We start from the raw sequence: 18,640 nt of genomic DNA on the forward strand, positions 1-18,640 counted from the left end.
AATTTGCCGGTGTATGGCTGCCAACTACAAGGTTCCTTGTTGAAGTCGCTGCGGCTTGCGAGCCCTGCCGTCTGATATCCAGCAATACAGGTCAGTAATGCTGTCGGATATTCTGACAAGTTTTTTGAGTGCAGGTGCGAAAGCGTCAGGTAATTTTACAGTTAACCTTTTGTTTACTATAATAGAATTGTTAATTCCCTGTTAAACAAAGAATAAATTTTCTGGCACGAAAACTGCTGTCATGGCCTCGAATTGAGACGCGCCGTCTCAAACGCAAGTAGCGAATTTACTGCGAGGATAGATGAAACAGTTTGTTTTGAGTGCCTTGACCGCGATCTGCTTCAGCGCAAGTGCTGAAGCGGGTGTGATCTTTACCGACAATTTCGAGACCCCTGTCAACAATATGAACTGGCAGGTCTATCAGCAGATTTCTGGGGGCGAATGGACCGCGACCCAGGGCACCGGTATCGAGATCCAGACCTCCGGTGTTGTTGTTCAGGCACATTCTGGCAATCAGTACATCGAGCTGGACAGCGACATCAGCCGCGGCGGGAGTGGAAACCCGGCGCTCTCGAACTCGGCGATGACGCGTAATCTTACGGGTCTTGAGCCGGGAAACTATCTACTCGAGTACTTTTATCAGCCTCGTACCGGGTCGCAGAATGATAACACCATCGGCGTTTACTTCGACGGCGGTGAGCTCTTCTCGAACCTGCTCGACACGGCAGATGGAGCGGGAGCGAACGGCTGGATCAAGCGCTCAGTTTCTTTCTTTGTTGGTGAGGACAATGCGACACGGCGGCTGTCTTTCCGGGCCGAGGGCACGGAAAACACCCTGGGCGGCTTTATCGATACGGTGAGCCTCCAATACCTTGGCCGTTCCGGTCAGAGCATCGTTGCGGTCACTGAGCCTGGCAGTCTCGTGCTGTTTTCGTTCAGCCTGGCGGGACTTGGTTTTGCCTCGCGCCGTCGCCGCTAAAGCAGTTTGCGTTTGGGTTGATTCAAAACCATCCGCCTCGCAATCAGCATGCTGCCCTATTGCGAATGCAAACATTGAGGCCTCTCGTTTCCGGAAACCGCAAACTGCAATGAACCGATTCCCGTCTCGATCGGAATTCGGGTCTCAAAAGGAATGCAGACCTCCAATGCAATAACCCTGGCAGCAGGATGAAGCGACCAGGGTTATTGCAGTTCTTATATCAAGACTTAGCTGCTGCCCGGCGGAACCACGACGCAGTTGAAGGACATGAAGGTCAGCTGACGGCAGGCTTCGCGGGCGCTTGTTTCATTCAGGTCACCAACGCGTGCCCGAAAAAGCGTGCCTTTCAGGCCGTCGACCGACAGAACCGAAATCGGCTTCGAACTCAGTATCTGTGGGACGCTGTGAGCCGCGAGGGTGGCCGCCTGCTGGGCGGGTGCCGCTCTACTGAAGGCACCGACTTGAACACCCCAGTTGCCCGATGAGAAGGCGGCGTTTGCGGAGCCTTGCTCAACCGTACCGAGGCTTGCCTGCTGGGTCGGGGAAAGCGGTTCTCCGGCTGAGGTGACGATCGGAATACCGCTCACTGGACTGACCGCCGGTGTCAAATTTTTATCTGAAGCGTTCAGCGCGTATTGCGAAGAAACCGGTTTGCGGCGAGGGACCGGCGGTGTGCCGGCAATCCGGATTTCGGCCAGCTTGGTAAAGCCACGATCGAGAAGCTTTTTGATGTGGCGGTCCCGGGAGCGGGAGGTCCGTCCGCCAAAGACAACCGCGATCAGCCGACGGTTATTGCGTTTGACCGAAGCGACCAGATTAAAGCCGGACGCCCTGATGTAACCGGTCTTGATGCCGTCCGTGCCTTTATAGTTCTTCAGCAACTTATTGTGGTTTCGGTAGGTCCGACCTGCATAGGTGAAGGACTTGGTCGAGAAGTAGCTGTAATAAGAAGGAAAGTCGCGAAGCAGTGCCTGCGCCAGTTTCGACATATCCCGGGCTGTGCTCAGCTGGCCGCGGTTCGGAAGGCCAGAAGCATTGCGGAATGATGTCCGTTTCATCCCCAGAGCCCGCGCCTTTTTCGTCATCATGCGGGCGAACTGGGTTTCTTTGCCGCCCAGCGCCTCGGCCATCACCACAGCGGCATCATTGGCAGACTTTGTGACCAGCGCCAGGATGACGTCTTTAGCGCGAATCGTCTTGCCGGCCTTGAGACCCAGTTTGGAGGGCGGCATCCCTGCCGCACGGCGGGAAACCTTGAGTTTTTTGTCGAGTGTAAGCGTCCCGTTTTCCAACGCTTCGAACGCCATGTACAGCGTCATCATCTTCGTGAGGGACGCGGGATAGTTGCGCGTATCCTGATTCGCGCCATGCAAAACCTGCCCGGTTTCGGCATCGATAACGATGGATGCATAGCGAGCTTTGGCCGTGTCAGCCACGGCAATCAGCGAAACCGCAATAACCAAGAACCCGAAAAGCCGCCGCACGCCTATCCCCAAGAGTCTGATATTACTGACTGTTCTGCCACAATTCAAAGGTTAACCCCTAAGAGTCGAGTATACGCCTATGATTCTACATGAACTTTAGGGAATCGACGACTCCCTGTCCAGAAGGATAATGCCGATGGCCTTGAAATGTGGTTAAAATTCTCCTCATATTTTAGACATTCAAACTCTGGAGGCGTTCCAGTCATGAGACGTAAAAATGCGCCGTTGCGCAGAGTCATTTCGGGCTCATTCGGCGTTACCACGGTGCTACTTCTTGGTGTTCTGTCGGCGTGTACCTACCGCGGTGATATCGATCAGCCACTCACCCAGAAAGCGACCTGGTTCAGTTATCTGAACGGCGATGATGTCCGTGCCCGTTGCCAACCAGGCTCCGGTTTCGAATATCGCCTGATCTATAATGGCCGCTACGACGAACAGATTCGCAGCTATGAATTGGTCAATGACGGCGCCGGTGGGGCACAGCTCACAGCCAGAGTGCAGGAAGGCAGTGGGATCAATCTGAACAACCTTGATGCGGTCAATCCCTTTAAGAACAGTGCCTGGAACAAGTCCAACAGGCGGTTGACGCAGCAGGAGTTGACCGAATTGGAGAATGCCTTCGAGGCCAGCGGCGCCGGTAAAGCGACATCAGAGGGTTTGCGGCTGTTTTCCGGTGAGTTCTATTGGCTGTCAAACATTTGCTACGATGGCGTCTTTGTCTTCAATGCTTGGCGTTATCCGTCACCGCGGTTCGAGGAGTTATCCTTTCCCAAGGTTTTGTTTGCGCTCGATGAAACCGGCGTGCCGGTCAATCCACCACGCGAAATAGCGGCGGCAGAACGCATTCAGGCAAATGACTCCCATCCGGACCGCCGCGACTACAACCCCACCTTCAATGTTGAAGTGGGGGACAATGGTCTGAAGGGTGCGGCGGGCAAGATTTAATGCGGCAACCGCACGGTAGGAGTGATCGGCTATGACTCTTTATCGCGGATCTTGCCATTGCGGCGAAGTTCGTTTCGAGATCGAGGCAGAAGCTGAGATCAGGGAACTGGTTACCTGTGACTGCTCGCTGTGTCGCAAGAAGAATGCGCTGATGACCAAAGTGCATGAGTCGAAGTTCACGCTGATTGCCGGTGAGGACAAGCTATCCCTTTACAAGTGGAACACTCAGGTTGCGCAGCACTTCTTCTGTTCGGTCTGCGGCATCTACACCTTTCACAGGAAACGGGCGCAACCTGACCACTACAGCGTCAATGCATCTTGTCTGGATGATTTGACGGTCGAGGGCTTGCCGGTGCGTGCGACTGAAGGGCTGGACATGACAGTCGTTGCGACAACTGCCCGGCCAGAGTGGCAGGGGCCACGGCTGTCGGAAATCGCAGAAGCGCGGATTAGGATGCGTGGGCGCTGATCTGCCCGCCGGCGCCGATTGAGCGCGGAGCCATGTGTTTAGTCGTCTGACACCAGTGAAAGACGCTTGGAGTCGTGCCCGGGTACGAGGCGTTCAGCCCAGGGACCGTCTGGCATTTCGTCGGCCAGCTTTTTCAGGTGTTCATTCCACCAAATGCGCTGCTCGCGCAGATCATCGTAGTCGTAGTGAGCCTGGCGCCAGACTCGCTCTTCACCCGCCAGAGTCAGGACGTCCAGGGGGAAACCGACGTCTGCCGCCGAGAGTCGCGTCGAGTCGAAGGACAGGTAGGCGAGCTTCAGGGCTGTCAGCATCGAAGTGTCCTGGGTGAGTGCACGGTCCAGGATCGGCTTGCCATAGGCTGTCGAGCCGATTGAAAGATAGGGCGTACGCTTGCCGATCTCGATCCAGTTACCCTCAGGATAAACCAGGTAGGCGGTCGGTTCCGGGTCATTCGCCAATTGACCGGAGACAATTGCGTGAAGATTGAAACTCAGTTCGGATTCGGAAATTGCGGTGCGATCTTCCTCAGCGACCTGACGTAGGCTTTTGCAATAGAGATCCACAGCCTCAAGCATGCTGGATGCTGTTGGTCCGTCTGGTGATCTCAGGTCGCGGTCGAGGTAGGCAAGTGTCTTATCCCGCAGGGACCTTAAGCCCGACGTCATGACGCCAAAGAACTGGTCATGAGCACGCGCCGCCCCCGAATCGTTGGCGGCGACATCCGGTGCCGGGCCGTGGAGAGAGACCTTACTGGCATTGGTCACCTGATTGCCGCTTGTGATGCGACCGTCGGCGAGCAGCAGAAGGCCTTCTTTCACCTTGATGGCCAGGCAATAGGTCATATTTTAATCCACAATCTCACGAAGAGTTCCGTCTCTGCCTTCGGCGCTTCGAAAGGACTCGCCGCTGGACCAAACGCCGTCACGCAACACTTGGCGCCACAAGGAATGAACGTACAGTCGGCGTCCGTCGAGTCCAAAAAATGATGAGTTGGAAGTTTCTCACGCAGCCAATTTTGCTGCAAGTGCGAGATTTTGCTGGTTTATGGTTAAAAAACTGTAACCAAATTCAGTCTATTATGGCCTTTCCACCCGTTGGTTTTTGGCGTTTTCAGTTCATAATGCTGCAGTGCAAAATAACTCTTGACACAAGAAACACATTAACTATCTTACGGTTTGTGTTGCGCTGCAACATTTTGAGTTTTGACGAGATGAACCGGGCGATCGCCTTCGCACGGTTGGAGTTAAACGCACGGCGTTGAGTCCGTGCTTTTTATAGAGTGCGATCGGTCTTGCGTTGAGTGGTCAAGATCGCGAATCGCCCTCTAACTTATCAATTATGAGACTGATCGTGCTCTGTTCGGAGTTCGAATTAGAGTGATCAGACCTCAGATCTTAGGAGTTTTAGAGATGGCTGTTAAGAAGACGACCGCTTCGACCACTGCGAATGAAGCGATCAAACCGGTTGAAGCTGCGGTTTCTGCCAGCAAGGACGTTGTTGAATCGGTTGTTAAGGCTGGTTCTGAAGCTGCTGCCAAGGGTTACGAGCAGGCTGTTGCCATGACCAAAGAGCAGGTCGAGCGCACTTCCAGCGCCGTATTCCAGGGTTATGACGAAATCGCAACGCTGGGCAAAGACAACATCGACGCTTATGTCCAGAGCGGCAACATCGTCGCCAAGGGTTTCGAAGATCTCAGCAAGGCATGGATGAGCTTTGCTCAGTCCTCGCTCGACGCGCAGGTTGCTGTTTCCAAGCAGCTGCTCGGCGTCAAAACCTTCCGCGAAGCTGTCGACATGCAGACTTCTTTCACCAAGAGCAGCTTCGACACTGCAATGGCCGAAAGCGCGAAGCTGACCGAGCTGTCTGTTAAGGTTGCCAACGAAGCCATGACCCCGATCCAGGATCGCGTGAACGTCATGACCGACAAGCTGATGAAGCCTGTCGCTGCTTAACTGGCAAGCGAGAGTCAGATCGGTTCCAATTCGAGCCATCAGACTCTTCAGAGCGGGTTCATATGCTTTGACGAAATCATACGGCGGTTTCGACTAAACAGGATCCGGTCTACTGAACTTCGTGAAAAACCCGGTGGTTTTACTGCCGGGTTTTTTGCGTTCCGAAAAGGACGTCTCTCTGCTCAAGGAGACTGCAGGAAAAGAGAATGCTCGTTTTGAGCCTCAGCATTTAAATTCTTCCGGACGGTAACCCTGAAAATAGAGCAGGGTCGATAGATCGCCGTGATCAATCTGAAACTCCGCCGCTTCGCGGACCACTGCCTTGCCGTGATAGGCGGCGCCCAGTCCGGCTACAGATAGCATTGCGAGATCGTTGGCGCCGTCACCAACCGCGCAGACAGCAGAGTTGTTCAGGCCGCGTTGCCCAGCAATCTCCTCAAGCGATGCCTGCTTGGCTTCACGACCCAGGATCGGCTCAGCCACGGCACCGGTCAGTCTTCCTTCTTCAATCAGCAAGCTGTTGGCCCGGTCTTCATGAAAGCCGCAGGCATCGCGTATCTGTGCCGTGAAGAAGGTAAAACCCCCTGACACCAGGGCCGTATAGGCCCCGTGTGTCCGCATGGTCTGCACCAATGTCCTCGCACCGGGGTTCAGGGTCATTAGTTTGCTGACCTCCTGCAGTTGGGTTTCGGGCAGGTCTTTCAGCAATGCCACCCGGCTCCGCAGGGAGTCTTCGAAGGCCAATTCGCCGGCCATGGCGCGCGTTGTGATTTCGGCAATCTTGGAGCCGATACCGAGGATAACGGCGAGTTCGTCGATCATCTCCTGCGCGATGATGGTCGATTCCATGTCAGCGACCAAAAGCGATTTGCGTCTGCCATCGGCTTTCTGAAACGCATGATCGGCGGAGAGCTCGGATAGAATGCCTGCTGTTGTTTCACGGGCATGCGGGATGTCTATTCCCTCGAATGCCAGATCGCAGGCGACCCCTGGTGCCAGCCAATCGGCATCGTGGACTGACGCACCGGCCGCAGACAGCATCTGCCGAAGCGGTTCAAGGCTTGATGTTAGAAGTGGCGCCGCATCGGACCCTGCGACCAAGGTAAGAACATTGGACATGGAGGCGGATATAGCGTCTGCATCCGGAGGAGTTCAAGCGCGAAGCTTTCTGATCCGGCAAACTAGGCCGATTGCACTGCCTCCGCGGACTTGATACCTCAGTAGAACCCAACACCGACGCGTGCAGGAGACATGACCGCCGAGCCTGATCAAAGTATCGAGCCTGATGAAAGACTCGAATCCGAACTGAGCGAAGCTGCCGAAGCGGTTTCCGGTGCGCTTGCACGACGGCCGGTCGTCCTGGTGAGCGGACCCACCGCGAGTGGTAAGTCGGGGCTTGCCGCGGATGCTGCTGCGGCCTTCGGCGGTGTGGTGATCAATGCGGATTCCATGCAGGTTTACCGCGAACTCAGCATTATCACTGCCCGGCCTGGCGCGTCCGAACTGGCAAAAGCGCCGCACCGGCTTTACGGCGTGTTGTCTGGCGCCGAGCGTTGTTCGGCAGCACGCTGGCGTGAGCTGGCGCTGGCGGAAATCGAGGCGGCCTTTGCTGCGGGCAAACTGCCGATCGTGGTGGGCGGAACCGGGCTTTATCTGCGGACACTCGAAGAGGGCCTGGCGCCGGTGCCGGAAATACCGGAGCAGGTTCGCCTAGACACCCGCGCACATTTCGATGCCATAGGGCCCGAGGCTTTCTATGCGGAGCTGGCAGAGTGCGATCCCAATATGGCGGCGCGCCTGAATGTCGGTGATACACAGCGCCTCTTGCGGGCCTCGGAGGTCTTTGCCGCGACCGGACAGTCGCTTGCTGGCTGGCAGGCCGAGCAAGCCGATAACACCGCAGTCTCAGATCCTCAACTGTCACTCTTGAAATTGGCCGTGATTCCCGAACGTGAAGCGCTCTACGCGCGCTGTGATGCGCGTTTCGCAGCAATGGTCTCAGAAGGGGCGATTCAAGAGGTCGAAAGTTTGTTGGCTTTGGGCTTCGACCCGGGGCTCCCGGTCATGAAGGCGATCGGCGTTCGGGCATTTAGCGCCCATCTGAAGGGAGAGACCAGCTTGGAAACCGCAGTTTCCAAGGCGCAGCAGGAAACGCGGCGTTACGCAAAACGCCAGATGACATGGTTGAGGCATCAGTATGCTGCTGAAAACGTCTTCAAAACGCAATATTCGGAAAGTTTAAGGCCAAAAATATTTAACATTATTCGTCAGTATCTGTTGACCCTGCCCTGATGACCGGTTAGGGTGCGCGCCTCTTCGCCATAAGCGTGGCGTTGAAAGGCTTTGCTTTGCCAAGCGCCAAGATTTGCAGATTTATTTGTGCGAACGGGCAACCCGGTAAGTCGGATTGGCGGGGCAAATTTTGAACATGCCGATTTAAAGGATTCAGGAAATGGCATCGGAGCAGTTGAGCGGCGCGGAGATGGTGATCAAGTCCCTGGTGGATCAGGGTGTCGAGGTCATTTTCGGATATCCAGGCGGCGCTGTCCTACCGATCTACGATGCGCTTTTTCAGCAGAACAACATCGAACATATCCTGGTTCGCCAGGAAGGCGGTGCGGTACACGCGGCCGAGGGCTATGCCCGCTCGACCGGTAAAGTTGGTGTGGTGCTGGTGACTTCCGGACCTGGTGCCACCAATGCGGTGACCGGGTTGACCGATGCCCTCATGGATTCCATCCCGATTGTCTGCCTGACCGGCCAGGTGCCGACTCATCTGATCGGCAACGATGCGTTCCAGGAAGCCGATACCACCGGCATCACCCGGCCCTGCACCAAGCACAATTATCTGGTGAAGGAGATCGAGAACCTGCCGCGCGTGATGCACGAAGCCTTCTACGTTGCGCAGAACGGCCGTCCTGGTCCTGTCGTGATCGACCTTCCCAAGGATATTCTGCAGGGTAAGAGCGACTGCTATGTTCCGCCGGAAGAGATCAAGCACAGAAGCTATAAGCCGCAGATCGATGCGGAACCCAATCGGATCGAGCAGGCGGTTAAGCTGATCGCGGGGGCCAAGCGGCCGGTCTTCTATACCGGCGGTGGTGTGATCAACGCCGGAGACCGTGGATCGGAGCTTTTGACCCGTTTCGTGCGCAAACTCGGCGTACCCTGTACCAATACACTTATGGGACTCGGCGGTTTTCCAGCCAGCGACCCGCAGTTCCTCGGCATGCTGGGCATGCATGGCACCTACGAGGCTAACCTGGCCATGTACAACTGCGATGTCATGATCAATATCGGGGCTCGCTTTGATGATCGGGTGACTGGCCGTTTGGACGAATTTTCACCCAATTCCACCAAGATCCACGTCGATATCGATCCAAGTTCGATCAACAAGAACATCATGGTCGACCTGCCGATCATCGGCGACGCGGCGCGGGTGTTGGAGGCGATGATCGAGGCCTGGGACAAGGGCGATTACACTCTCGACCAAAAAGCCCTGAAGGCCTGGTGGGCGCAGATCGACGAGTGGCGTTCCAAGGACTGTCTCGCCTACACACAAAAGGGTAAGTTGATCAAACCGCAGTACGCGATCCAACGCCTCTATGAACTGACCAAGGATCGCGATACCTACATCACCACCGAGGTGGGACAGCATCAGATGTGGGCGGCACAGTACTTCAAGTTCGAGGAGCCCAAGCGCTGGATGACGTCCGGTGGTCTCGGCACCATGGGCTACGGTCTGCCGGCTGCTATGGGTGTGCAGCGGGCACATCGCGATTCCCTGGTCATCGACGTGGCAGGGGAAGCCTCGATTCTCATGAACATTCAGGAGCTTTCCTGCATCGCGCAATATAATCTGCCGGTGAAGGTTTTCATCGTGAACAATCAGTGGATGGGCATGGTCCGCCAGTGGCAGGAGCTGCTGCATGGTGCGCGCTATTCCGAGAGTTATTCGGCGTCGCTGCCGGACTTCGTCAAATTGGCGGACTCCTTTGGCATGGTTGGCATGCGCTGCGAAGATGCGGCCGACCTGGACGGGATGATCATGGAGATGATCGACACGCCGCGGCCGGTTGTTTTCGACTGCGCGGTTGTTCAGGACGAAAACGTCTTCCCGATGATTCCTTCGGGCGCGGCACATAACCAAATGCTGATGGGCCCGGAGGATAAGGCGGCCAAGCCGATTTCCGAGGAGGGAATGGTCCTCGTCTGAGCGCTGGGGCCACTCGCTATTCGCCGCTCTCGCCTGGTTTGATCCGGTCGCTCTTGCCGGGCGGCGGTGAAAGCGGGCGCGGAAGCGGTCGGGGATAGACGCAGGCGAACCTTATTGAGCTCCGATATCTCCAGGCACCTCACGAGTCACAGACTTCTCAATTTCAGCTTTTCTTGCAATGAACGGAATGCGGCCAATGTCGCCGAAAGAAACCAATATCGAAAAACGCACCATTGCGGTGCTGGTGGACAATGAGCCTGGTGTGTTGGCCCGTGTTATCGGTCTCTTCTCCGGGCGCGGATACAACATCGAAAGTTTGACCGTCAGCGAAGTCGATCAGCGTAAGAGCTTTTCACGCATCACGGTCGTCACCTCGGGGACGCCACAGATTCTCGAGCAGATCAAGGCACAGCTGGACCGTTTGGTGCCGGTACACCGGATCAGCGACCTGACCAATGAAGGCCCGGCCGTCGAACGTGAACTGGCGTTGGTCAAGGTCGCGGGAACGGGAGAAAAACGCGTCGAATCCCTGCGGATCGCAGATATTTTCCGCGCCCGGGTGGTCGATTCCAGCCACGATCACTTCGTGTTCGAGATGACCGGAAAGAGCGACAAGCTGGACGTCTTTATCGATCTGATGCAGCCGCTTGGACTGGTCGATGTCAGCCGGACCGGCGTGGTCGCTATATCCCGCGGACCGAAAGGTCTTTGACATAGGCCGCGCAACGCGATAGGCCACCGCCGGCTGTCGCGAAAAAGAGAATTTACCGAAGTTTCCGTCGTGCAGAGTTCCGGGCCTCCGGAATCGCGCGAAGGGTAAGCCAAAGAGACAGACAGGAAGAAACGGAAGGAAAACGCCATGCGAGTCTATTATGACCGTGATGCCGACGTAAATTTGATCAAAGGTAAGAAGGTTGTCATCGTCGGTTACGGCAGCCAGGGCCATGCCCACGCAAACAATCTGAAAGACAGTGGTGTTGCTGACGTCCGCGTTGCACTGCGTGCTGGCTCCGCAACAGCCAAGAAAGCCGAAGCTGCCGGCCTCGAAGTCATGACGCCGGCTGATGCCGCTGCTTGGGCCGATGTCGTCATGATGCTGACGCCGGATGAACTGCAGGCTGGAATTTATCAGAACGATCTGGCTCCGAATATGCGCGAAGGAACCGCTTTGGCTTTCGCTCATGGCCTGAATATTCACTTCAATCTGATTGAAGCCCGCGAGGACATCGACGTCTTCATGATCGCACCGAAGGGGCCGGGCCACACCGTGCGCTCCGAGTATCTTCGTGGTGGCGGCGTGCCCTGCCTGATCGCGGTCGAGCAGAATGCGTCGGGTAACGCGCAGGAAATCGCACTATCCTATGCATCGGCGATCGGTGGCGGCCGCGCGGGTGTGATCGAGACCACTTTCCAGGAAGAGTGTGAAACGGACCTCTTTGGTGAGCAGGTTGTGCTTTGCGGTGGTCTGACCGAGCTTATCAAGGCTGGTTACGAGACCCTGACCGAAGCCGGCTATGCTCCTGAGATGGCCTATTTCGAGTGCCTGCACGAAGTGAAGCTGATCGTAGATCTGATGTACGAGGGCGGTATGGCCAACATGCGCTACTCGATCTCCAACACGGCTGAGTACGGCGACTACGTGACGGGGCCGCGGATCATTACTTCCGAGACCAAAGCGGAAATGAAGCGTGTGCTCGAAGACATTCAGTCAGGCCGTTTCACCCGCAACTGGGTACAGGAGTGTCAGGCAGGCCAGCCGAGCTTCAAGGCGACGCGTCGTCGCAATGCTGAGCATTCGATAGAAGAGGTCGGCTCTCGTTTGCGGGCGATGATGCCGTGGATCGCTGAGAACAAGCTTGTCGACAAAGAAAAGAACTGACTTCGAGTCGGCGACTCGCCGCTTCGACGAAAGGCCGGCTGCGCTTCAGCCGGCCTTTTTTTGTCGCCGCAACGTAAATCTCAAAAGGCCGCGTCGAAGCGCTTGTTTTTGCTTGCTCCCTGATAACTCACGCCGCGGCGATATCAAAAGTGCCTGCGGCTTGCAGAAAGAGCGATTTTCTGTTTGTCCAGTTAGATCTTGTTAACCATTTTCTGTAAGGTTAATAGAGTAGGTAATACACCGGTTTCCCCGGATTCTCGGGGCGAGTTTCTCTTTGATGTCGGACTCATTCGAAAGAACGCAACGTGGTGACAAGACTGTGGTGACGACAATGCATTTCAGTTCAGCCGCGGCGAGTATTCAGATGCTTCGTTGCGCCGCTGTACAGCGCGCTTCGGTTCCGGCTTTTCTTGCAACTTTCTCATTTGTGAAGGGTTGAAGCTTTCATGTTTTCCCGTTTGCTCGGCATGTTCTCGGCCGACATGGCAATCGATCTCGGAACCGCGAACACGCTCGTCTACGTCAAGGGACGCGGCATCGTTCTGAATGAACCTTCGGTGGTCGCTACGACCGAATACAAGGGCAAGAAACAGGTTCTGGCCGTCGGTGATGAAGCCAAGATGATGCTGGGCCGTACGCCGGGTAACATTGAAGCCATCCGACCTCTGCGCGACGGTGTCATCGCCGATTTCGATGTTGCCGAGGAAATGATCAAGCACTTCATCCGCAAGGTGCACAATCGTGGCAGTTTCGCCAGTCCCGAAGTTATCATCTGTGTGCCCTCCGGATCGACAGCTGTCGAGCGCCGCGCCATTCAGGAATCCGCCGAGAGCGCCGGCGCGCGCCGGGTATTCCTTATTGAGGAGCCCATGGCCGCAGCAATCGGCGCCGGCCTGCCGGTCACCGAACCGACCGGTTCAATGGTGGTCGACATTGGCGGCGGTACGACCGAAGTGGCCGTGCTTTCGCTGGGCGGTATCGTATATTCCCGCTCCGTGCGTGTCGGCGGCGACAAGATGGACGAGGCGATCATCGCCTACATCCGCCGCAATCATAACCTGTTGGTCGGTGAAGCTTCCGCTGAACGCATCAAGAAAGACATCGGATCAGCCTGTCCGCCGGAAGACGGCGAAGGCCGTACCATGGAGATCAAAGGCCGCGATCTGATGAACGGCGTGCCTAAGGAACTGGTGATTTCCGAGCGCCAGATCGCCGAATCACTGGCCGAGCCGGTTGGCGCTATTGTCGAGGCCGTAAAAGTCGCGCTGGAACATACCAAGCCGGAACTTGCTGCCGATATCGTTGACAAGGGAATCGTCCTGACCGGCGGTGGCGGGTTGTTGACGAATCTAGATTACGTGTTGCGTGCCTCGACCGGCTTGCCGGTCTCGATCGCCGACGATCCCCTGAGCTGTGTGGCACTTGGAACCGGTCGTTGCCTCGAGGAAATGAAAGTGCTTCGTAACGTCCTGATTGCCAATGACTAAACGTCAATAGTTTCTTTATTTATTAGGTTTAATATTTTAACCTTGTTATAAAGAATCAGATGCTTATCGGCGGACCCTATAGGGACCGTTTGGCGATTGGGAGCCGTTGTGAACAAACGTTCGGGTAATGTACTCGGCTTAGCTACGCCCCTCAGGGCTTGGGCACAGCGCTCTGCTTTTATCGTTTTTTTTGCCCTCGCAATTGTCCTCCTCATCCTGGGTCGAGCCGATACACCGGCTGTAGAGCGGGTTCGTACGGCTGTGAACGACGCGGTCGCGCCAATATTGGAGCTTGCAACCAGTCCTGTCGCAACGGTGTCGGACGCTATCGTCAATGCGCGTGAATTGATGGAAGTTCGCGCGACCAACGAGGCACTTCGCCAAGAGAACGAGCGTCTGCTTCAGTGGCGCGCTGCCGCGCAACGGCTTGAAGACGAAAACCGCTTGCTGCGCGATCTCAATGAACTGACCATCGAGCCCCGGACCCGCTATATCACCGCCCGCGTCATCGGCGATCAGGGCGGCGCCTTTGTGCGTTCCGTGCTGGTGAGTGCCGGTACTCGCGACGGCGTGGCCAAAGGGCAGGCGGCTTTAACCGGTAAAGGCCTGGCAGGAAGGGTTGCGGAAACCGGCCGGCGTGCCGCAAGAATTCTCCTGGTGACCGATATGAACAGCCGTGTGCCGGTTCTGGTCGGTCAGTCACGGGACCGGGCCGTGCTGGCAGGCGATAACTCGCCGATGCCCGAACTGCTCTATTTCAGCCCCGGCGTTCAGATTCGTGTGGGTGACCGGGTCGTTACGTCCGGTCATGGCGGTGCCTTCCCGAGCGGTTTACCAATCGGTGTGGTCACTGAAGTCCGTGAGAACGAGGTGCGGGTCGAGCCCTATGTCGATTGGTCACATCTCGAATTTCTGCGCCTCGTTGACTATGAACTGCCCCGCATTCTGACGTCTGCCGAAGACGGCCTCGCAAAGGCCGGTGTTCAGGCTAAGGAGGCTGCTGAAGCCAAAACGCCCGCAGCAGATGCCGGCAAAGCGGTTATGGAGCCGACGCGGTGAAACTAAGTCTATGGCAGCGCTTGGATGCCATTGCCCGAAGCATGTTTCCGGTTACGGCGACCTTGCTTCTGATACTTGCCTCTATGGTGCCGCTGCGCATTCCCGATCTCGCCCCAATCATTCCATCTTTATCGCTGATCGCGGTCTATTACTGGACCATTCACCGGCCTGACCTCATGCCGATCTGGGCGGTCTTCGCGATTGGGGTCACGCAGGACCTGTTGAGCGGTGCGATGCTGGGCGTGGGCTCAATTGCGTTGCTTCTCGTGCGCCATCTGGTGATATCGCAGGCGCGCTTCTTTACCAGCGCGTCCTTTGTCGTCATATGGAGTATCTTCGCGCTGGTTGCGGTGCTGGCGTTCTTCGTGATGTGGCTGTTGACAAGCCTGTCGACAGCGACTCTGGTGGAACACCGCCCGGCGACTTTCCAGTATCTGATGACACTGGCGGTCTATCCTGGCTTTACCTGGCTGTTCGTTCACGGACAACGGCTGTTTCTGCGCTGAAGACTGCGAGGGTAGACCTTTCAGGACCGGTGGCAGATACGCCGGGATGCAGATAGATCAAGCGGCAGGTACGCCGAAAACCTAATGATTTCTTTTGAGCGCCCAGGCCTGGGCAGTCTCATTGAAGGCGGTACGGACTTAACGGGTAATGGCACAAAATCACGACGATAGTACAAAATCGAAGACCTTTTCGCGTCGTGCGCTGTTTCTGGCCGGTGGGCAGGCGCTGCTGTTCTCGACCCTGGCCGGCCGTATGTACTACCTGCAGATCCTGAAGTCCGATACCTATAAGACTCTCGCCGAAGACAATCGTATCAATCTGAGGGTTCTGCCGCCGCCGCGCGGCCGGATTCTGGATCGCTTCGGTGTCGAATTGGCGGTCAATGAGCAGAATTACCGCTTGGTCCTGGTCCGCGAACAGACTCCCAATGTCGAAGCGACTCTGGATGCTTTGGGCAATATCATCTCCCTGTCGGAGCACGACTTCAAAAGGGTGCTCCGAGAAGTGAAGCGCAAGCGCGCGTTCGTGCCCGTGACCGTGCGTGATAATCTGTCTTGGGAGGAAGTCAGCACGATTTCCGTCAATGCCGCTGATCTTTCCGGTGCCAGCATCGAGGTGGGACAGACAAGATCCTATCCTTACGGATCGGCAATTGCGCACACTCTTGGATATGTTGCCGCCGTGTCGGAGCGAGATCTGACTGGTGATCCACTGCTCGAGCTTCCTGGCTTTCGTATCGGCAAGAATGGGCTGGAGAAGCAGCACGACCTGGTTTTGCGAGGCAAGCAGGGCAACAGTCATCTGGAGGTCAACGCCTACGGCCGCGTGATCCGCGAGCTCTCACGTGACGAGGGCAAGCCCGGACGCGATGCGGTTTTGACCGTTGATGTCGGCCTGCAGACCTATGTTCAGCAGCGCTTGATGAGCCAGCAGTCGGCGGCATCAGTTGTACTTGATATCAAAAACGGCGACGTTCTGGCGCTGGGTTCCGTGCCCAGTTACGACCCTTCGGCCTTCAACCGGGGTCTGTCGACGCGCGAATGGAACGGCCTGATCAACGATCATCTTGCACCCCTGACCAATAAGGCGATCGCCGGGGCCTACGCGCCGGGATCGACCTTCAAGATGATCGTTGCGCTTGCGGCCATGAAAGAGGGGATCGGTGCACAGCACTCGGTCTTCTGTCCGGGTTCCATGCGCCTCGGCAATTCCAAGTTTCACTGCTGGAAGCGTGGTGGTCACGGCTGGGTCGATCTGACCCGCGGTATACAGCACTCCTGCGACGTCTATTTTTACGACATCGCCCGGCGCATCGGGGTCGACAAGATCGCTGCCATGGCGAATCGTCTGGGACTGGGCCAACCGGTTGGGGTCGACCTTCCGGGCGAGCGAAGCGGCGTCATTCCCACCAAAGCCTGGAAGCTGGCCAATGTCGGCGAACCCTGGCAGGGCGGCGAGACCCTGATTGCCGCTATCGGGCAGGGGTTTGTTCTGGCTACGCCCATGCAGCTTGCCACCATGGTTGCCCGGCTTGCCTCGGGTGGCCTGAAGGTGACTCCACGCCTGACCCGTGGTTTCAATGATGAAGCGGGCGGTATTGCCGAGCCGGATCCGGTATTTGAACCTCTTGGCATCCCGGCTGAGCATCTGAGAGTGATCCACAACGCTATGGATGCGGTCACCAACAATCGCCGCGGGACGGCTTACAAGGCCCGGATCAAGGATGAAGGCTGGGAGATGGCGGGCAAGACCGGAACCTCGCAGGTCCGTCGTATTACCCTCGCTGAACGTGCGGCCGGCGTCTTCAAGAACGAGGATCTGCCCTGGCGCCGCCGGGATCACGCTCTTTTCGTGGGCTTCGCACCTGTCCACAACCCGCGCTATGCCTGTGCGGTGGTTGTGGAACATGGTGGGGGCGGCTCCAGTACCGCGGCGCCGATCGTCCGCGATATCCTGACAGAAACCCAGCGCCGTGACCCTTCGGGCGCGCCGGCATTCCAACTTCAGGCCCAGGCGCCTGGTCAGGAGACCTGAGATGGCCGGACGTTTCAGCAGCATGTCGCGCAGTGCGGGCCTGACCTTGGGGCAGAAGATCTGGTCAATCAACTGGGGCATGGTGTTTCTGGTGGTGCTGATCTTCTCGGTCGGCTTTGCCATGCTGTTTTCGGCGGGTAACGGCAACATCAATCCCTGGGCATCGCGTCAGGCAATGCGTTTCGGGTTGGGACTGCTGGTGATGCTGGCGGTGGCCCTGATCGATATCCGCTTCTGGTTCCGCTATGCCTATGCACTCTACATCATCGCCCTGATTCTGCTGGTCGCGGTCGAGGTGATGGGCACTGTGGGTATGGGGGCGCAGCGTTGGATCGACCTTAAGGTCATTCAGCTGCAGCCCTCAGAAATCATGAAGGTTTGCCTGATTCTGGCTTTGGCGCGCTATTTCAATGGTGTTTCGGTCGAGGATATCGGCCGTCCAACCTATCTGCTGCTGCCGCTCGCCCTGGTGGCAGCGCCGGCAGCGCTGGTCCTGAAACAACCTGATCTGGGCACAACGGTGATGCTGGCTTTGGCGGCCGGGGCCGTCTTCTTCTGTGCCGGTGTGCGCCTGTGGAAATTCGCCATCGTTGGTGCCGCAGGGTTGGCGGCGATCCCGATCGGCTGGCAACTGCTGCATGACTATCAGCGGGCCCGGGTCATGACCTTCATGAACCCGGAAACCGATCCGCTCGGTACCGGCTATCACATCATGCAGGCTATGATCGCGCTGGGTTCCGGCGGCATGTTTGGCAAGGGTTTCCTGCTCGGCTCGCAAAGCCACCTGAACTTTCTGCCTGAAAAGCAGACGGACTTTATCTTCACCATGCTGGCGGAGGAATTCGGTATGGTCGGCGGGCTTGGACTGATGGGCCTTTACATCCTGCTGATCGTCTACGGCATTGCCATCGCCCTGCGCACTCGCAATCAGTTCGGCCGCCTGCTGGCCATTGGATTGACCACCAACCTCTTCCTCTACGTCTTCATCAACATTGCCATGGTCATGGGTCTGATCCCGGTCGTCGGCGTGCCCTTGCCGCTGATCTCCTACGGTGGCACCGCCATGCTGACGGTCATGGTAGGACTTGGGCTGGTAATCTCGGTGTATGTCCACCGCGATACTTTCATCTCCCGCCGCGGGGTGACGGAGGAGCTTTAGGGCAGATGGGCGCACGGCGGACAGTTTCGTGCGCGGTCCGTGTCTTTTGCGAAAATCAATGTCCATCCTCCAGAAATCAGAAACCGCGCGTATTTTCCGCACCGAACCCCTCGACAAAGCCGCAGGGACTTGCTATTACCGCGCCTCTTGGGGCTGTTAGCTCAGTTGGTAGAGCAGCTGACTCTTAATCAGCGGGTCATAGGTTCGAATCCTATACAGCCCACCATTATCTCAATGACTTAAGTCATATCCCCAAGTAGCGTAAGTACGATATGTGTCGCGCAAGTGTCGCGCCCTTGCGCTGTTGTTTATTTTCCGACGATGATTTGAGCTTGATTATTCGATTAACGAGCTGCCAACAATAAGTGTATTCTTTTCTGGGCATTCGCTCTTAGAGGTGGTTCGGCAAATCTGAACAGTTGAGATAAGTGGATTTTCTGCTGCTATTCCGACAGTTTTGTCGGGACGAA

Annotated in this window: 16 protein-coding genes and 1 tRNA gene; 14 read left to right on the plus strand and 3 right to left on the minus strand. The window is 56.7% G+C overall.

Features of this window, described 5'->3' with window-relative positions; genetic code table 11:
* Nucleotides 1–301 precede the first annotated feature (301 nt).
* Entirely contained in the window at nt 302–979 is a 678-nt protein-coding gene (locus tag QMZ18_RS16280; RefSeq protein WP_282607367.1) for a PEP-CTERM sorting domain-containing protein, read from the plus strand.
* Between the two features lie 227 nt (nt 980–1,206).
* Here the strand turns inward: QMZ18_RS16280 and QMZ18_RS16285 are convergent, their stop codons facing one another.
* On the minus strand, nt 1,207–2,463 hold the full coding sequence (locus tag QMZ18_RS16285; protein ID WP_282607368.1) for a D-alanyl-D-alanine carboxypeptidase: 1,257 nt from the start codon (nt 2,461–2,463) through the stop codon (nt 1,207–1,209).
* Between the two features lie 204 nt (nt 2,464–2,667).
* Between QMZ18_RS16285 and QMZ18_RS16290 the strand changes: the two genes are divergently transcribed.
* Both QMZ18_RS16290 and QMZ18_RS16295 read left to right on the plus strand, forming a co-directional pair.
* Nucleotides 2,668–3,408 carry a hypothetical protein gene (locus tag QMZ18_RS16290; protein WP_282607369.1) on the plus strand — a complete coding sequence of 247 codons (741 nt, stop codon included), beginning with the start codon at nt 2,668–2,670 and terminating at the stop codon, nt 3,406–3,408.
* A 31-nt stretch (nt 3,409–3,439) separates the two neighbouring features.
* A complete protein-coding gene (locus tag QMZ18_RS16295; RefSeq protein WP_282607370.1) occupies nt 3,440–3,877 on the plus strand; it encodes a GFA family protein in 438 nt (145 codons plus the stop codon).
* 38 nt (nt 3,878–3,915) lie between these two features.
* On the opposite strand, the gene QMZ18_RS16300 is transcribed toward QMZ18_RS16295, so the two are convergent.
* Nucleotides 3,916–4,719: a hypothetical protein gene (locus tag QMZ18_RS16300; RefSeq protein WP_282607371.1), complete on the minus strand. Its 804-nt coding sequence runs from the start codon at nt 4,717–4,719 to the stop codon at nt 3,916–3,918.
* Nucleotides 4,720–5,286: 567 nt separating this feature from the next.
* Here QMZ18_RS16300 and QMZ18_RS16305 point away from each other — a divergent pair.
* Nucleotides 5,287–5,829, plus strand: coding sequence for a phasin family protein (locus QMZ18_RS16305; protein WP_282607372.1), 543 nt, complete (start codon nt 5,287–5,289; stop codon nt 5,827–5,829).
* Nucleotides 5,830–6,051: 222 nt separating this feature from the next.
* On the opposite strand, the gene serB is transcribed toward QMZ18_RS16305, so the two are convergent.
* Nucleotides 6,052–6,948, minus strand: coding sequence for a phosphoserine phosphatase SerB (serB, locus tag QMZ18_RS16310; RefSeq protein ID WP_282607373.1), 897 nt, complete (start codon nt 6,946–6,948; stop codon nt 6,052–6,054).
* Between the two features lie 132 nt (nt 6,949–7,080).
* Here serB and miaA point away from each other — a divergent pair, with 132 nt between their 5' ends.
* The 10 genes from miaA to QMZ18_RS16360 all read left to right on the plus strand — a co-directional run bounded on the left by miaA (nt 7,081) and on the right by QMZ18_RS16360 (nt 18,396).
* Nucleotides 7,081–8,121, plus strand: coding sequence for a tRNA (adenosine(37)-N6)-dimethylallyltransferase MiaA (miaA, locus tag QMZ18_RS16315; protein WP_282607374.1), 1,041 nt, complete (start codon nt 7,081–7,083; stop codon nt 8,119–8,121).
* 160 nt (nt 8,122–8,281) lie between these two features.
* A complete protein-coding gene (locus QMZ18_RS16320; protein ID WP_282607375.1) occupies nt 8,282–10,045 on the plus strand; it encodes an acetolactate synthase 3 large subunit in 1,764 nt (587 codons plus the stop codon).
* Nucleotides 10,046–10,241: 196 nt separating this feature from the next.
* Complete coding sequence (gene ilvN, locus QMZ18_RS16325) at nt 10,242–10,757, plus strand: acetolactate synthase small subunit (RefSeq protein ID WP_282607376.1); 516 nt, start codon at nt 10,242–10,244, stop codon at nt 10,755–10,757.
* 147 nt (nt 10,758–10,904) lie between these two features.
* Nucleotides 10,905–11,924: a ketol-acid reductoisomerase gene (ilvC, locus tag QMZ18_RS16330; RefSeq protein ID WP_282607377.1), complete on the plus strand. Its 1,020-nt coding sequence runs from the start codon at nt 10,905–10,907 to the stop codon at nt 11,922–11,924.
* A 446-nt stretch (nt 11,925–12,370) separates the two neighbouring features.
* Complete coding sequence (locus QMZ18_RS16335) at nt 12,371–13,411, plus strand: rod shape-determining protein (protein ID WP_142895713.1); 1,041 nt, start codon at nt 12,371–12,373, stop codon at nt 13,409–13,411.
* A gap of 108 nt (nt 13,412–13,519) precedes the next feature.
* Entirely contained in the window at nt 13,520–14,470 is a 951-nt protein-coding gene (gene mreC / locus QMZ18_RS16340) for a rod shape-determining protein MreC (protein WP_282607378.1), read from the plus strand.
* Nucleotides 14,467–14,976: a rod shape-determining protein MreD gene (gene mreD / locus QMZ18_RS16345; RefSeq protein WP_282607379.1), complete on the plus strand. Its 510-nt coding sequence runs from the start codon at nt 14,467–14,469 to the stop codon at nt 14,974–14,976. Before mreC ends, mreD begins: the two co-directional genes overlap by 4 nt.
* A gap of 148 nt (nt 14,977–15,124) precedes the next feature.
* Nucleotides 15,125–17,011, plus strand: a complete 1,887-nt coding sequence (mrdA, locus tag QMZ18_RS16350) for a penicillin-binding protein 2 (RefSeq protein ID WP_282607380.1) — start codon at nt 15,125–15,127, stop codon at nt 17,009–17,011.
* Between the two features lies 1 nt (nt 17,012).
* A complete protein-coding gene (gene rodA, locus QMZ18_RS16355; protein WP_282607381.1) occupies nt 17,013–18,170 on the plus strand; it encodes a rod shape-determining protein RodA in 1,158 nt (385 codons plus the stop codon).
* Nucleotides 18,171–18,320: 150 nt separating this feature from the next.
* A tRNA-Lys gene (locus tag QMZ18_RS16360) sits at nt 18,321–18,396 on the plus strand.
* The last annotated feature ends 244 nt before the right edge of the window (nt 18,397–18,640 follow it).

Origin of the sequence: Pelagibius sp. Alg239-R121, from assembly GCF_947331435.1 — a bacterium.
Taxonomy (GTDB): Bacteria; Pseudomonadota; Alphaproteobacteria; order Kiloniellales; family Kiloniellaceae; genus Denitrobaculum.